Annotated in this window: 19 protein-coding genes; 16 read left to right on the top strand and 3 right to left on the bottom strand. The window is 68.4% G+C overall.

Translation table 11 applies throughout. The features are described from left to right. Window positions 1-4: 4 nt before the first annotated feature. The 12 genes from flgK to ACFPN9_RS27080 all read left to right on the top strand — a co-directional run bounded on the left by flgK (window position 5) and on the right by ACFPN9_RS27080 (window position 9,078). Window positions 5-1,486 (top strand): flagellar hook-associated protein FlgK, encoded by a 1,482-nt coding sequence (flgK, locus tag ACFPN9_RS27135; protein WP_066723990.1) that lies wholly within the window; start codon window positions 5-7, stop codon window positions 1,484-1,486. A 5-nt stretch (window positions 1,487-1,491) separates the two neighbouring features. Next, window positions 1,492-2,544, top strand: coding sequence for a flagellar hook-associated family protein (locus ACFPN9_RS27130; protein WP_066723992.1), 1,053 nt, complete (start codon window positions 1,492-1,494; stop codon window positions 2,542-2,544). Window positions 2,545-2,673: 129 nt separating this feature from the next. Further along, window positions 2,674-3,021 (top strand): flagellar biosynthesis regulator FlaF, encoded by a 348-nt coding sequence (gene flaF / locus ACFPN9_RS27125; protein WP_066723994.1) that lies wholly within the window; start codon window positions 2,674-2,676, stop codon window positions 3,019-3,021. A gap of 20 nt (window positions 3,022-3,041) precedes the next feature. Continuing rightward, window positions 3,042-3,506, top strand: a complete 465-nt coding sequence (gene flbT, locus ACFPN9_RS27120; protein ID WP_245282309.1) for a flagellar biosynthesis repressor FlbT — start codon at window positions 3,042-3,044, stop codon at window positions 3,504-3,506. Between the two features lie 57 nt (window positions 3,507-3,563). Further along, a complete protein-coding gene (locus ACFPN9_RS27115; RefSeq protein ID WP_082735399.1) occupies window positions 3,564-3,839 on the top strand; it encodes a flagellar hook capping FlgD N-terminal domain-containing protein in 276 nt (91 codons plus the stop codon). Between the two features lie 10 nt (window positions 3,840-3,849). Then, a complete protein-coding gene (fliQ, locus tag ACFPN9_RS27110; RefSeq protein WP_066724003.1) occupies window positions 3,850-4,116 on the top strand; it encodes a flagellar biosynthesis protein FliQ in 267 nt (88 codons plus the stop codon). Between the two features lie 48 nt (window positions 4,117-4,164). Beyond that, window positions 4,165-6,276 carry a flagellar biosynthesis protein FlhA gene (gene flhA / locus ACFPN9_RS27105; RefSeq protein WP_066724006.1) on the top strand — a complete coding sequence of 704 codons (2,112 nt, stop codon included), beginning with the start codon at window positions 4,165-4,167 and terminating at the stop codon, window positions 6,274-6,276. Beyond that, a complete protein-coding gene (gene fliR / locus ACFPN9_RS27100) occupies window positions 6,273-7,025 on the top strand; it encodes a flagellar biosynthesis protein FliR (protein WP_066724013.1) in 753 nt (250 codons plus the stop codon). The genes flhA and fliR overlap by 4 nt, the downstream gene beginning before the upstream one ends. Before the next feature lie 6 nt (window positions 7,026-7,031). Further along, complete coding sequence (locus ACFPN9_RS27095) at window positions 7,032-7,430, top strand: hypothetical protein (protein ID WP_066724015.1); 399 nt, start codon at window positions 7,032-7,034, stop codon at window positions 7,428-7,430. Between the two features lie 91 nt (window positions 7,431-7,521). Further along, window positions 7,522-8,142, top strand: coding sequence for a rod-binding protein (locus tag ACFPN9_RS27090; protein WP_066724017.1), 621 nt, complete (start codon window positions 7,522-7,524; stop codon window positions 8,140-8,142). A gap of 4 nt (window positions 8,143-8,146) precedes the next feature. Further along, entirely contained in the window at window positions 8,147-8,626 is a 480-nt protein-coding gene (locus tag ACFPN9_RS27085; RefSeq protein WP_066724020.1) for a hypothetical protein, read from the top strand. Then, window positions 8,623-9,078: a hypothetical protein gene (locus ACFPN9_RS27080; protein ID WP_066724023.1), complete on the top strand. Its 456-nt coding sequence runs from the start codon at window positions 8,623-8,625 to the stop codon at window positions 9,076-9,078. The genes ACFPN9_RS27085 and ACFPN9_RS27080 overlap by 4 nt, the downstream gene beginning before the upstream one ends. A gap of 188 nt (window positions 9,079-9,266) precedes the next feature. On the opposite strand, the gene fliI is transcribed toward ACFPN9_RS27080, so the two are convergent. From fliI to ACFPN9_RS27065, 3 genes are read right to left on the bottom strand one after another with little or no spacing between them, the layout of a single operon-like run. Beyond that, window positions 9,267-10,589, bottom strand: a complete 1,323-nt coding sequence (gene fliI, locus ACFPN9_RS27075; protein WP_066724028.1) for a flagellar protein export ATPase FliI — start codon at window positions 10,587-10,589, stop codon at window positions 9,267-9,269. A 19-nt stretch (window positions 10,590-10,608) separates the two neighbouring features. After that, complete coding sequence (gene flgF / locus ACFPN9_RS27070) at window positions 10,609-11,331, bottom strand: flagellar basal-body rod protein FlgF (RefSeq protein WP_066724030.1); 723 nt, start codon at window positions 11,329-11,331, stop codon at window positions 10,609-10,611. A 2-nt stretch (window positions 11,332-11,333) separates the two neighbouring features. After that, on the bottom strand, window positions 11,334-12,119 hold the full coding sequence (locus ACFPN9_RS27065; RefSeq protein ID WP_066724033.1) for a DUF1217 domain-containing protein: 786 nt from the start codon (window positions 12,117-12,119) through the stop codon (window positions 11,334-11,336). Between the two features lie 169 nt (window positions 12,120-12,288). Here ACFPN9_RS27065 and motA point away from each other — a divergent pair, with 169 nt between their 5' ends. The 4 genes from motA to fliN are packed head-to-tail and all read left to right on the top strand — an operon-like array spanning window position 12,289 to window position 14,865. Continuing rightward, entirely contained in the window at window positions 12,289-13,191 is a 903-nt protein-coding gene (gene motA / locus ACFPN9_RS27060; protein WP_066724035.1) for a flagellar motor stator protein MotA, read from the top strand. Continuing rightward, window positions 13,191-14,138: a flagellar motor switch protein FliM gene (locus ACFPN9_RS27055; protein WP_066724038.1), complete on the top strand. Its 948-nt coding sequence runs from the start codon at window positions 13,191-13,193 to the stop codon at window positions 14,136-14,138. The genes motA and ACFPN9_RS27055 overlap by 1 nt, the downstream gene beginning before the upstream one ends. Continuing rightward, window positions 14,119-14,433: a hypothetical protein gene (locus tag ACFPN9_RS27050; RefSeq protein ID WP_066724041.1), complete on the top strand. Its 315-nt coding sequence runs from the start codon at window positions 14,119-14,121 to the stop codon at window positions 14,431-14,433. Before ACFPN9_RS27055 ends, ACFPN9_RS27050 begins: the two co-directional genes overlap by 20 nt. 36 nt (window positions 14,434-14,469) lie before the next feature. Continuing rightward, window positions 14,470-14,865: a flagellar motor switch protein FliN gene (gene fliN / locus ACFPN9_RS27045; protein WP_245282308.1), complete on the top strand. Its 396-nt coding sequence runs from the start codon at window positions 14,470-14,472 to the stop codon at window positions 14,863-14,865. Window positions 14,866-14,874: the final 9 nt, after the last annotated feature.

The following is a 14,874-nucleotide window of genomic DNA, read 5'->3' as shown; positions in this document are numbered from 1 at the left end:
ATCCATGAGCCTGTCATCCGCCCTGAACGTGGCGCAGTCCTCGCTGACCGCGACCTCGACCCAGACCTCCGTGCTCTCGCGCAACGTCGCCGGCGCCGACGACCCCAACTACAACCGCAAGGCCGGCACGCTGGTGACCACCTATGGCGGGGCGGTGAAGATCGCCTCGATCAGCCGGGCGATGGATTCGGTGCTGTTCGCGGCCAAGCTCGGCTCCACCGCGACCACCTCCGGACAGCAGGCGATCGTCGATGCGCTCGACCAGCTGGAAGCCACGGTCGACGATCCCGAACTCGACCAGTCGCTCGCGGCCAAGCTCGGCGCGCTGACCAACGCCCTCCAGCAATACGGCGTGACGCCGGACGATCCGCTGCTGGCGCAGAACGTGCTGACCAAGGCGACCGAGATGGTCCGCAGCCTCAACGCCGCGAGCGAGGCGGTGCGCACCGTCCGCCAGCAGGCCGATGCCGACATGGCGCTCGGCGTCGAGCGGGTGAACGGCCTGCTCAAGGAGTTCGAGGTCGCCAACCGCGCCATCGTCAAGGGCAGCCAGTCGGGCGCCGACATCACCGACCAGCTCGACACGCGCGACCGCATCCTCTCCCAGCTCTCGGAGGAGATGGGCATCAGCGTGGCGACGCGGCCCAACAACGACATGGTGATCTACACCGATGGCGGCGTGACGCTGTTCGAGACGGTGCCGCGCAGCGTCACGATGGCGCCGAGCTTCGCGCTCGGCGCCGGCACGGCGGGCAACGCGGTCTATGTCGACGGCGTGCCCGTCACCGGTCCCAACGCGATCATGCCGCTGAAATCCGGCCAGATCCACGGCTCGGCGATCGTCCGCGACGAGATCACCGTCACCTATCAGAGCCAGCTCGACGAGATCGCCCGCGGGCTGATCGAGGTCTTCGCCGAGAGCGACCAGACCGGCGTCGGCCCCGACCAGGCGGGCCTCTTCACCTATGGCCCGCCGCCCGGCCCGGCCGCCATTCCGGCGACCGCCGTGACGGTGGCGGGATTGGCCGGCACGATCCGCATCAACGCCAATGCCGACCCCTCCCAGGGCGGCGATCTCGACCGGCTGCGCGACGGCGGCATCTCCGACCCGCTCGACCCCAACTACAGTTACAATGCCAGCGGCGCCGCCGGCTTCCCCGACCGCATTCAGGGCCTGCTGACCGCGCTCGGCACCAGCCGCAATTTCGACCCCGCCACCGACGCCGACCCGACCGACACCCTCGTCGGCTTCGCCGGCTCGTCGGTCGGCTGGCTGGAGGCCAAGCGCCAGACCGCGACGCAGACGCTCGGCTACGAGACCGCGCTGCTCCAGCGCACGACGGCCGCGCTCTCCAACGTCACCGGCGTCGACATCAACGAGGAGATGACGCTGATGATGGAGCTGGAGCGCTCCTTCAACGCCTCGTCGACCCTGATCTCGACCATCGACCGGATGCTCGAGGCGCTGCTGCAGGCCGTGAGGTAACGACCATGAAGACGAGCTTCATCTCGAACTATTCGCTCTCCGGCACGCTGCGCAACGCGGTTGCGAAGGCCCGCGACAGCCTGGCCGACGCCACCACGGAATCGACCACGCTGCGCCATGCCGATATCGGCCTGACGCTCGGCGGCAGCACCGGCAAGACCGTCGGCCTGCGCGACCAGTACGACCGGCTGAACGGCATCGTCGACACCAACGGCCTCGTCGCCTCGCGTCTGGAGGTGACGCAGAAGGCGCTCGACGGCATGCGCGAGACCGCCGAGCAGTTCCTCGCCACGCTGATCAGCGTGCGCGACGGCGACAAGGGCGCCGAGGTCCTGAAGTCGGAAGCGAAGAACAATCTGCAGGCGCTGACGGCGTCGCTCAACGCCTCGTCCAGCGGCCAGTTCCTCTTCGCCGGCATCAATACGCAGCAGCGCCCGGTGACCGACTACTTCGCCACCCCGGTCTCGGGCAACAAGGCTGCGATCGACGCCGCCTTCGCCGGCTATTTCGGCTTCGCCCAGAATGCGCCCGCGGTCGCCAACATCACGCAGGCCGACATGACGACATTCCTGCAGACCGTGCTGCCGGCGGAGTTCGCCAACCCGGCCTGGGGCACGAACTGGTCCTCGGCGCTCGACCAGAACATGACCGGCCGGATCTCGCTGAGCGAAGTCGTTGAGGTCTCGACCAACGCCAACACGCAGACCATGCGCGACCTCGCCATGGCCTACACCATGGCCTACGACCTCGGCACCGAGACGCTCAACACCAACGCCTTCCGCGCCGTCGTCGACGCCAGCATCGAGAGCGTCAACAAGGCGATCCTCGGCCTCACCGCGACGCAGGCGCAGCTCGGCGCCATCGAGGAGCGGGTCAAGGTTTCGAGCGAGCGGCTCACGATCCAGCGCGACATCGTCGCCAAGCAGATCCAGGGCTTCGAGAACGTCGATCCCTACGAGGCCAATGTCCGCGTCACCGACCTGACGACGCAGCTCGACACCGCCTATGCGCTGACCGTCAGGATCCAGCAGCTCAACATCCTGAAATACATGAGCTGACCCCGCGCCCGGCCGCCGACATCGCCGCCGGGCGCCCCGCCATCCGCGCTCGCCTCCCGCTCCGGCTCCGCCGGCGCGACCGGGCGACTGCGCGCCCACGCCCTCCCGTCCACCGTCCGGAGATGCCCCATGTACCAGAGCTCCTATGCGGCCATGGCCGCGGATGACTACGCCCTCGCCCGCGCCCAGGAATGGCGGGCGCTCGACCACGCCGTGACCCTGCTCGAGGAAGCGCGACCCACCGGGGCGGCCTCGCCAGAGACGATCGAGGCGGTCGGCTTCCTGCGCCGGCTCTGGACCCTGCTGATCGAGGATCTCGGCAGCGCCGAGAACGGACTGCCGGAGAGCCTGCGCGCCTCGCTGATCTCGATCGGCCTCTTCGCCCTGCGCCAGGGCGAGGCGCTGCGGCTGGGACAGTCCGACGACTTCGAGTCGGTCATCGACGTCAACAAGATGATCCGCGACAGCCTCGCCTGAACCGGAGGATGGGCAAGCCGATGAACCTCTCTTTGCGCGCCAACGAGAAGATCTACATCAACGGGGCGATCCTGCGCTTCGACCGCAAGGTCAGTCTCGAGCTGATGAACGACGCGACCTTCCTGCTCGAAACCCATGTCATCCAGCCCGACGAGACGACGACGCCGCTGCGGCAGCTCTATTTCGTCGTCCAGACCATGCTGATCGACCCGAAGAACGCCGGCGCCGCCCGGCTGCTCTTCGACCGCATGCTGATGACCACCGCCTGCATCTTCGAGGATGCCGACGTGCTCCTCGGCCTCCAGGCGGTGGACCGGCTGATCGCGGAAGAGCGCCATTTCGAGGCGCTGAAGCAGCTGCGGGCCCTCTATCCGGCGGAAGCCGCGATCCTCGCAAGCTCCGGGCAGGCCAGGGAGCCTAGCCTGCCGGCGACAGTGAGAGCTGCGGCCGTCGCGCCGAGGCCGTGCGAGGCCGCGCTCGCCTGACGAAACCGGGTCCGCCGCCGCCGGCGGGCCACCACACCGGACCCGATGGAGCCGATCATGGACGTGAGCAGCATTCCGAGCACGACGACGAGCTCGAGCTCGAGTTCGACGTCGACGAGCACCAAGAACGCGATGGGCGACTACAACACCTTCCTGCAGCTCCTGATCGCGCAGGCCAAGAATCAGGATCCGACCAACCCGACCGATCCGGCGCAGTACGTCCAGCAGTTCGCGGCGCTCTCGCAGGTTGAGCAGTCGGTCACCGCCAACGCCAAGCTCGACCAGATCATCGCCGGCATCGCGGCGTTGAAGCCCGCCACCACAGAAGCCTGAGGCACGCCGCGTGAACGAGGCCGACGCCCTCGACATGATGCGCGACGCCGTCTGGGCGATCATCGTCGGGGCCGGCCCGGCGGTCGTCGCCGCGATGGCGATCGGCCTGATCATCGCGCTGATGCAGGCCCTGACGCAGGTGCAGGAGGCGACGCTGACCTTCGTGCCGAAGATCGTCGTCATCCTGATCGTGATGGCGACGACCGGGGCCTTCACCGGCGCGCACATCTTCGCCTTCACCGAGCGCGTCTACGGGCGCATCGAGCGCGGCTTCTGAGCGCGCGGCGCCGGGCGCGAATCTCCGACGACAGGACAGGGTGCCCAAATGGCCACGCCCCAGCTCATCACCGGCAAGGTCGCGCCCAAGGCGACGTCCGGCGAACCGCCGGCCAGCCGCCGCGACATCGGCTTCGCCGTCGGCATCGTCGCGATCCTCTCGATCCTGTTCCTGCCGATCCCGGCCTTCCTGATCGATCTCGGCCTGGCGCTCTCGATCGCCCTCTCGGTGCTGATCCTGATGGTGGCGCTCTGGATCAAGAAGCCGCTGGAGTTCTCCTCCTTCCCGACCATCCTGCTGGTCGCGACGATGCTGCGGCTCGCCCTCAACATCGCCACGACCCGCGTCATCCTCGCCCATGGCAACGAGGGCTCGCATGCGGCGGGCTACATCATCGACGGCTTCGCCCGCTTCGTCATCGGCGGCGATTTCGTCATCGGGCTGATCGTCTTCGTCATCCTCGTCACGGTGAACTTCATCGTGATCACCAAGGGCGCGACCCGCATCGCCGAGGTCGGCGCCCGCTTCACCCTCGACGCCATCCCCGGCAAGCAGATGGCGATCGACGCCGATCTCTCGGCGGGGCTGATCGACGCCCCCGAGGCGCAGCGCCGCCGCCACGAGCTGGAGGAGGAGAGCTCCTTCTTCGGCGCCATGGACGGCGCCTCGAAATTCGTCCGCGGTGACGCCATCGCCGGGCTGATCATCACCGCCGTCAACATCCTCGGTGGCATCATCATCGGCGTCACCCGCCACGGCATGTCGCTGTCCCAGTCGGCCGACGTCTTCGTCAAGCTCGCGGTCGGCGACGGTCTCGTCACCCAGATCCCGGCGCTGATCGTCTCGCTCGCCGCCGGCCTGCTCGTCTCGAAGGGCGGGACCCGCGGGACGGCCGAACAGGCGATCCTCGGCCAGCTCGGGCATTATCCCCGCGCCCTCTTCGTCGCCTCCTTCTTGATGGTGATCCTGGCGCTGGTTCCCGGCCTGCCGCTTTTGCCCTTCGCGCTGCTCGGCGGGGTGATGGCCTTCGTCGGCTACACCATCCCCAAGCGCAACGCCGAGCGTGCCGCGGCCGCCGAGGAAATCCGCGCCATGGAGGCCGAGGAGGCCGCGCGCGAGAGCCAGGACACGATCAAGGAATCGCTGCGCACCGCCGAGATCGAACTCAGCCTCGGCAAGCAGCTCGCCGCCGAGATGCTGACCTCGCACAGCGAGCTGGCGCATCGCGTCGGCAAGATGCGCAAGAAATTCGCGCAGCAATACGGCTTCGTCGTGCCCGAGATCAAACTCTCCGACAGCCTGACGCTGCCGCCGAAGCATTACGAGTTCCGCATCCACGGCACCGTCGCCGCCACGGGCGAGATGCGCCCCGGCAGCATGCTGGTCGTCGTCGGCGACGGCCGCCTGCCCGATCTGCCGGGCGAGGAGGTCCGCGAACCCGCCTTCGGCGTCAAGGCGATGTGGGTCTCGGAAAGCTATGCCAACGAGGTCCGGCGCGAGGGCATGCAGCCGGTCGACCGGCTCTCGGTGCTGCTCACCCATCTCAGCGAGACGATCCGCAAGAATCTCGGCCAGCTTCTGTCCTACAAGGACATGCGCGCGCTGCTCGACCGGCTGGGACCCGAATACAAGAAGCTGCTTGACGAGATCTGCCCGGCCCATATGTCGCTCTCGAGCCTGCAGGCGGTGCTGCGCCTGCTGCTGGCCGAGCGCGTCTCGATCCGCAACCTCCACCTCATCCTCGAGGTCGTCGCCGAGATCGCGCCCCATGTCCGCCGCGCCGAGCAGATCGCCGAGCATGTGCGCATGCGCATGGCCCAGCAGATCTGCGGCGACCTCACCCAGGGCGGCGTGCTCAACATGCTCAGGCTCGGCAACCGCTGGGACCTCGCCTTCCATGAGAGCCTGCGCCGCGACGCCAAGGGCGAGGTCGTGGAGTTCGACATCGATCCGCGCCTGATCGAGGAGTTCGCGGCCGAAGCGACGACGGCGATCCGCGCCCGCATGGACCAGGGCCAGAGCTTCGTGCTCGTCACCAGCCCGGATGCGCGCCCTTACGTCCGCATGATCGTCGAGCGCATCTTCCCGGCGCTGCCCGTCCTCTCCCATGTCGAGATCGCGCGCGGGCTGGAGGTCAACCTGCTGGGCACCATCTCGTGACGCCGTTCACGCCCGACACGGTGCTGCATGCCTTCCTGATCTTCTGCCGCATCGGCGCCTGCCTGATGCTGATGCCGGGCTTCTCCAGCCCCCGCGTGCCGGTCCGCTTCCGGCTGATGATCGCGGTCGGCGTCACGCTGGCGCTCGCGCCCTATGTGCTGCCGGCCTTCGCCCATCTCGTCTCGCCCGGCCCCGCGACGCTGCTGCGCGTCGTCCTCGCCGAGACGATGACCGGGGCGCTGATCGGGCTGATGGCGCGCTTCTTCTTCCTGGCGCTCCAGACCATCGCGACCGCGATGGCGACGACCGCCGGCCTCGGCCAGCTGCCCGGCCTGCCGGTCGACGAGGCCGAGGCCTCCGCCCCCTTCGTGACGCTGATCACCCTGACGGCGGCGACGCTGATGTTCGTCACCAACCAGCATGCCGAGGTCATCCGGGCGCTGGCGGGCTCCTACAGCCGCATCGCGCCGGGCACGCCGCTCGACGCCCAGGCCGGGCTGATCCAGATCGCCGACCGGGCTTCGGAGACCTTCTACCTCGCGCTGCGCGTCGGCAGCCCCTTCATCATCTATGCCGTGATCGTCAATCTCGCGATCGGCCTGATGAACAAGCTGACGCCGCAGATCCCGGTCTACTTCATCTCGCTGCCCTTCGTCATCGCCGGCGGGCTGTTCCTGCTCTACTTCTCCGGGCCGGAGGCGCTGAGCCTGTTCATCTCCGCCTTCTCCACCTGGCTGGCGCGGGGCTGAGCGGCCATGCAGGGCCAGCGTCTGAAGGCGATCGAGCGGATGCTGTCGATCCAGTCGCGCATCCGCAAGCTCGCGGAATGGCGCCAGAAGGCCATCGAGCTGCAGGCCGCCGCGGCGCGCGCCGAATCCCGCGCGCTGGTCGCAGCGCTCAACGGCGAGGGGCCGACCGCCGGGCTCTTCGCCGACATGACCGCCAGGCGTCTGCACCGGACCGAGGTCTCGGCCGCGCAGCTAGAGGCGGCGGCGATCGTCCAGGCGAGGCAGGTCCTCGCCGAGACGGGCCGCGAGAAGCGCACCGCCCGCCTCGCCGACCATCTCCGCAAGGTGAAGCTGCGGGCCGATCAGGACGGCGCGCTCGTTGAGATCATGGATGCGCGTGAAGGCCGGCGGGCAGCGACCTTCTGATACCGGTTCCGCCTCCGCCGCCCGCAAGCCTGAAACAAGCCTGATCCGCCATCATCGACACCAGATCGTTCAACGACCCTGGCAGGTGACAATGGCGATTACTCCTCCGTCGGACATCGTGCTCGACGTGGCCCGCGCCGCCGATCCGGCGCGCCTGCAGCTCGCCGTCGACCGGCTCCAGAAGCTCGGCAACGGCATCGCCGGCACGCAGTTCGCCGCCGCGGTGGACGAGGCGGCGCCGCCCGGGCTCGCCGGGGCGCGTGAGAAATTCGCCGCTCTTGCGCCGGCTAAATTAGAGAGCGCCGCGCCGGCCGTGCCCTCGAAGACCGCCAAGACGATGCAGCAGTTCGAGGCACAGGTGATCCAGACCTTCATCGAGCAGATGATGCCCGAGGCGACGGCGAACAACTTCGGCAGCGGCACCGCCGGCGGCGTCTGGCGCTCGATGCTCTCCGAGCAGATCGCCAACCAGATCGCCAAGGCGGGCGGGCTGGGCCTGCGCGCAAAGGTCGAGGCCGCCATCGCCGCCCGCAACAACACGGGATCCGCCGACGGCGCCGTCGCCGCCGCGCACAAGCTGCTCGACGGCCGCATCGCCGGCGCCAATGCGCGCGACCTCGCCATTCCGCTCTCGGTCGAACAGCGCTTCCTCAACCTGACCAAGCCGGCCAGCTCCGGTGGCGTCGCCCGCTCCAACTTCCGACAGGCCTGACCCCATGACCGAGCTGTCCGATACGCCCCTTTCCGCCGAGGTCGCGGCCCTGCTCCCCGCACTTGTCCCGCCGCCCGTGGCGATGCAGGAGGAGCCCGCGGCCCCCAGCGCCGCCTCGCGCGCCATGTGGGCCGTGCTCGACCGCCTCGAACAGGCGATCGACCACGAGACCGGCGAGCTGATGGCGCTGCGCAGCGCCGACTTCAACCGCCTCAACGAGATCAAGAGCCGGCTGCTGCTCGACGCCAGCCGGGCGCTGCGCGCCATGCGCGACGAGGCCGGCGACGGCCCGCTGATCGCGCGCCTGTCGACGCTGCGGCTGAAGCTGGAGCACAACCGCATGGCGATCGGCATGCATCTCGAGGCGGTGCGCGAGATCGCCTCCGCCATGACGAGCACGCTGATCGACGCCGAGTCGGACGGAACCTATTCCGCCACCTCGCGCCTCGCGGCCACCTCGGTCCCGCGGGCCCGCGCTTCATGACCACGGCGCAGCTGCTCGTTCTCGGCGCCTGGGTCTGCGGGGTCACGCTGGTCTCGGGCCACATGGCCCTGACCTGGCGCGCCGAGACGCCGCCGGCCGCCGAGACGCCGTTCTTCGAAGGCCTCGAATACGAGGAAACCGCGCTGATCCATGTGCCGATCATCGCGAATGGCGATGTGCAGGGCTATGTCGCGGCGCAGTTCGTCTTCACCGCCGATGCCCGCACGCTCCGCCAGATGACCGTGAAACCGCACGCTTACGTCCGCGACGAGGCGCTGCGGGCGATCTACTCCAACGGCAAGGTCGATTTCTCCCGGCTGGAGCGCGTCGACATCGACGCGCTGCTGAAGACGGTCAAGACCGGGGTCAACGCCCGTCTCGGTGGCGAGCTGGTCAAGGACATGCTGGTCAAGGAATTCAACTACGTCCGCAAGGACCAGCTGCGCGGCTGAGAGCGGCTGCGAGGCGCATCGGCGCCACCCCACGCATCCGCTACGCGCGCCGTCATCCCGGCTGGAGCGCCGGGATCCATCGGAGGGCCAGGCGCCCTTCGATGGATCCCGGAGCGGCGCCGCTGGCGCGGCTTGACCGGGATGACGGCGCGGATGGCCCTGATGGCGCAGGAAGGAAACCCCTGCCCTCACCCTTGCAGCGTGCTCGCCAGATCCTTGAAGGCATCCGTGCTGAGCGCTGCGCTCATTTCCTGGTGCAGGGCCTCGTAGATCTTCGGCACCAGCACGATCGCCTTGTCGAGCTCGGCATCGGCACCGGCCTGGTAGCCGCCCATCAGCCGCAGGTCGCGCGTGTCCTCGAAGCGCGAGATCAGCGCCTTCATCCGCGAGGCGAGCCCGCGCTGCTCCGGCGTCCAGACATGGTGGGCGAGGCGCGAGACCGAGCCGAGCACGTTCACCGCCGGATAGCGGCCCTGGTCCGCGATGGCGCGGTCGAGCACGAGATGGCCGTCGAGCGTGCCGCGGATCGAATCCGCGACCGGGTCGTTGTGGTCGTCGCCGTCGATCAGCACGGAGAAGATCCCGGTGATCGTGCCGGTGCCTTCGACGCCGGGCCCCGCCCTCTCAAGCAGTTTCGGCAGCGTGCTGAAGACGCTCGGCGTATAGCCGCGGGCGACCGCGGGCTCGCCGGCCGCCAGCGCGACGTCGCGCGCGGCATGGGCGAGGCGTGTCACGGAATCGAGGATCAGCAGCACGTCCTCGCCCTGGTCGCGGAAGTATTCGGCGACCGCCATGGCGGTGTTGGGCGCGAGACGGCGCATCATCGCGCTCTCGTCGCTGGTCGAGACGACGGCAACCGCCTGGGCGCGCATCGGGCCCAGCGTGTCGTCGAGGAACTCGCGCACCTCGCGGCCGCGCTCGCCGACGAGGCCGATGACGATGGTGGTGAAGCCCGGCGCCCGCGCCAGCATCGAGAGCAGGCTCGACTTGCCGACGCCGGAGCCGGCGAAGATGCCGATGCGCTGGCCGGCGCAGAGCGGCGTGAACAGGTCGACGACCTTGACGCCGGTGCGGATCGGCCGCGTCACCCGCGCCCGCTTCATCGCCTCGGGCGGCGGCCCCTCGGCCGGCATCGCGACGTCGCCGGCCGGCAGCGGCCCGCCCTCGTCGATGGGCTCGCCGAAAGCGTTGACGACGCGGCCCTTCCAGCCCTGGGAAGGGCGCAGCACGAGCGGCCCGGCGAGGCTGGCGCGGGCACCGAGCCCGACGCCGACCGTCGTCGCGAAGGGCTTCACCAGCACGCCGTCGCGGTCGATCCGGATCGCCTCGCCCAGCTCGGCGCGGCCTTGGGTCGAGAGCGCGATGCGCTCACCCAGCCGCACGAAGCGCGAGAGGCCGCCGACGCGCAGCGCCGCCGGCGTGACCTCGCTGACGCTGCCGCTGACCTGGACCAGATCATGCGGCTGCGGCCCGCCGGCCAGGGCCTGTTCGAGACGTGTCAGGGCGTTCATGGGGATGCCGTCCGACCGCTCAGCTCTCGCCGAGCGAGCGGATGGCGCCATCGACCGCCTTCTCGCCCTTGTCGATCGCATTGGCGGCGCTCTCGAAGGCGCGCGTCACCGCGATCAGCTTGGTCATCTCGCGGATCGGGTTGACGTTCGAGCCCTCGACGAAGCCCTGGCGCACGCCGTTGCGGACGAAATCGAGGATCGGCGTCGCCGGGCGATCGGGGATCACGCCGGAATTGTCGTGGCGCTGCAGCTTGGCAGCGGGGTCGATGGAAAAGAGGCCGATCGCGCCGACCTGCTGGTTGCCCTGCCAGATCATGCCGTCGCGCGCGATCACCAGAGGCCCGCCTTCGGGGTCGAGCTGCATCGGCGCGCCGCCGGCATCGAGCACCGGATGGTCCGAGAGCGTGCGCAGTTCGCCCTGCGGCGTCATCTTCATCCGCCCGTCGCGGGTGTAGACCGTGCCCGCGGGCGTATTGATGGCGAGCCAGCCCTCGCCCTCGACGGCGACGTCGAGCGGGTTGCCGGTCTTGTCGAGCCCGCCCTGGAGGCGGCTGATATAGGTCTCCCCCGCCGAGGCGAAGGAGACCGCATCCGGCCCCTTCTTCGACAGGAAGGTGCTGAACTTGACCTCCTCGGCGCGGAAGCCGGCCGTGTTCATGTTGGCGACGTTGCGCGCCAGCGTCTCCATGCGCTTCTCCAGCACGAGCTGGGAGGACAGGCCGACATAGATCGAGGACTGCATGGTCACACGCCTCCGAGGCGGAGATTCTGGATGCTGAACAGGACATCGGTGCTGACGCCCGCCGCGACCGGCGGGCCGACGAGGATGGTCAAAGCGTTGTTGGCCGCGCTCTGGCTGGCGCCGATATCGGCGAGCGAGGTGAAGCGCAGCAGGAAGCGCTGGACGCCCTCGGCGTCCTTCAGCTGGTCGAAATCGAGTTTCTTCGAGATCATCTCCGCCTGCTTGTCGATCGGCATCATCGAGGTCGAGGCGGGGATGCCCAGCGCCGTCTGCACCACCTTCAGCAGCGCCGGATCGGCCAGCACCTCATAGGCGTTCTTGAGGCCAGGCGCCTTGCGTTCGAAATAGAGGGCGAGCCGGACATTCTCGTTCTGGCTGCCCTGCTGCTCCTCGAAGACCTGGCGGACATAGCGCTCGGTCATCGGCTTCTGCGTGCGGTCGAAGCTCGTCGTCGCCGTGCCGTAACGGGCGAAATTGAAGGTCGTCGCCAGCTCCTTGTAGCGCGGGTCGGTCAGCTTGTTGGCGAAGCTGGAGGACGAGTCGACGCCCTCGGTCAGGACCTTGCGGATCAGCCCCTTGGCGTAGGTCATCTCCTCCAGCCCGAAGGCTTTCATCGCGTAACGATAGATCCGGTCGTTGCCGAGGAAGTCGTCGATCGATTTGATCTTGCCGATATTGGCGAGATAGTAGGCGCTCTCATTGGCCGTCTGCGGCACCGCGGCCGCCCGCTCCAGCGATTTGGGCAGGTTCCGCGCCACGGCCTGGAACGCCATCGTCGTCGTGGTCATCGTCGCAATCCCGGCAGTGATCCGGGCCTGCGCCCGGACCTTCGTGAGACGTCACGCTCCCGCGCAAGGCTTGCGCGGACCTGACCTTTGTCCCGCGACAGTCGTTTCAGCCTCGCGCAAGCCAGCTCCTCTAGCGCTTCACTTGCAGATTGCGAGAAGGAGCGGCGTCTTGAGCGTATTGGTCGGACTGTTGATTGCGATCGGCTCGCTCATCGGCGGGTTTGCCGCGATGGGCGGGCATGTCGCCGTGCTCTGGCAGCCCTGGGAACTGGTGATCATCCTCGGCACCGCCATCGGCACCTATTTCGTCGCCAACCCGATGAAGACGGTCACCGACACCGGCGCGGCGGTGATGGAGGCGATGCGCAACACCACGCCGAGCCAGGCGCATTACTTCGAGGTGCTCGGCGTGCTCTATGCGCTGATGCGCGAGCTGCGCAACAAGGGCCGCGCCGAGATCGAGCAGCACATCGAGACGCCTTATGAATCGGCGCTCTTCGCGGCCTATCCCAGCGTCCTCGCCGATGCGCAGCTCACGACGTTCATCTGCGACTATTTCCGCCTGATCATCGTCGGCAAGGCGCAGGCCCATGAGGTCGAGGCGTTGCTGGACGAGGAGATCGGCAGCCAGGTCCAGGACCGGCTGAAGCCCTATTATGCGCTCGGCACCGTCTCCGAGGCCCTGCCCGCGCTCGGCATCGTCGCCGCCGTGCTCGGCGTCATCAAGGCGATGGGCGCGATCGACCAGTCGCCCGCCCTGCTCGGCGGCTTCATCGGCGCGGCCCTGGTCGGCACCTTCGCCGGCATCTTCTTCTCCTACGGGGTGATCGGGCCGATCTCGCTCAAGATCAAGGCAGTGCGCGAAAAGCAGCTGCGCGTCTACATCGTCGTCAAGCAGACCCTGCTCGCCTTCATCAACGGCGCCGCGCCCCAGGTCGCGCTCGAATATGGCCGCAAGGTCATCTCCGCCGCCGAGCGGCCCTCCATCGACGAGGTCGAGGACAAGACCATCAGCGGCGCTGGCCAGCGCGCGGCGCCCGCCAATGACCGCGCCCAGAAGGAAGCCGCCTGATGAGCACCGCCGCCCAGGCCATCCGCGAGGACAAGCTCCTCGAATCGACCGGCATCTCGATCGACCGGCTGCCCATGCTGCGCATGGTCTTCGACCGGCTCGCCACCGGCTGTGCCGACGCCGTGCGCCAGATGTCGACCTCGCCGACCTATTTCTCCGTCGCCAACGTCCAGAGCCAGCGCATCGGCGACGCGCTCAACGCCCACGCCCACAACACCATCGCCGGCATCTTCCACTCGCCGGAATGGGATTCGCGCATCCTGATCGGCTTCGACCGCGACTTCGTCTTCACCCTGATCGAGGTGCTCTTCGGCGCCGACGGCAGCGAGCGCCCCTACAAATACGAGCCCGACTTCCCGGACGACGAGCGGCCCTACACGCCGATCGAGATCCAGGTCGCGCAGGCGCTCTGCGAACTGGCGGCGCAGAACCTCAAGGCCGCCTTCAGCCCGGTCGCCGATGTCAGCTTCATCTTCGAGCAGATCGAGACGCGGATGTATTTCGCCGCCATCGGCAGCCGCAGCAACCTGGCGGTGAAGTCGCAGCTTCTGGTCCAGGGTCTCGACAATTGCGGGCAGATGTTCGTCATCATCCCGCAGACGGCGCTGAACCCGATCCGCCAGAGCCTGACCCGCGTCGTCTCCGGCCACACCACCGTCAAGGACCAGCGCTGGACGCGGCAGATCCAGACCGAGGTCCACAAGACCGAGGTCAGGCTGCAGGCGATCCTCGAGGAGCGCCCGATGACGCTGGGCGAGATCAGCGCCCTCAAGATCGGCCAGGTCATCGAGCTGCAGGCCTCGCCGCGCTCCCCCGTCCGCCTCCAGTGCAACGACGAGACCGTCTTCTGGTGCCAGCTCGGCCAGCGCGACGGGTCCTATGTCCTGCGCGTGCAGGACAGCGCCAACCAGGAACAGGAGTTTTTCGATGATCTTCTATCTCGGTGAAGCCGTCCTCTTCGTGGCCCTGCTGCTGACCAGCCTCCAGGTCTTGCGCATGCGCCGCGAGCTGCAGCGCATGCGCGCCTACCATGCCGAGTTTCAGCAGGTCTTTGGCAAGACCGAGACCGCGCTCTCCGCCATCCAGGCCACCATCCGCGAGCTGCATGCCAGCGGCCGCGACGTCGTCGAGGAACTCGGCCAGCGCATCGATGCCGGCCGCCGCCTCGCCGGCGAGCTCAAGCGGATCGGCGCCGGCCTCGACGCGCCCCATGCCGCCGGCCGCAAGGCCAACGCCGCCTGACGGCCGTTTCCGATCGCTTCCCGCCGGGAGACCACCATGAAGAAGCCGACCAAACCGATGAAGCTCTCCGACCTCGCCCTCTCCGAGGAGCAGGCCGATGTCGCCCTGATGGAGCCGCAGGCCACGGCCGAGCCCGAGGCTGCGGAAGCTCCGCCGCCCGCCGACGACCCGCTCAATCTCGAAGCGGTGATGCGCATTCCCGTCACGATCCAGGTCGTGCTCGGCAGCGCCTCAATGCAGGTCGCCAATCTGATGAAGCTGCGCCGTGGCGCCGTGGTGCCGCTCGACCACCGCGTCGGCGAGCCGGTCGACGTCGTCGTCAACGGGCGCATCGTGGCGCGCGGCGAGGTCGTCATCGTCGAGGACGACAACAGCCGCTTCGGCGTCTCGCTGACCGAGATCGTCGGCGTCCAGGCCAAGTTCGAAGAATGAGGCGAGACG

Source organism: Allobosea massiliensis, assembly GCF_042655245.1.
Lineage (GTDB): Bacteria > Pseudomonadota > Alphaproteobacteria > Rhizobiales > Beijerinckiaceae > Allobosea > Allobosea massiliensis.
The sequence above is the reverse complement of the archived record's forward strand: the minus strand, read 5'-3'. Positions and strand labels throughout refer to the sequence as shown.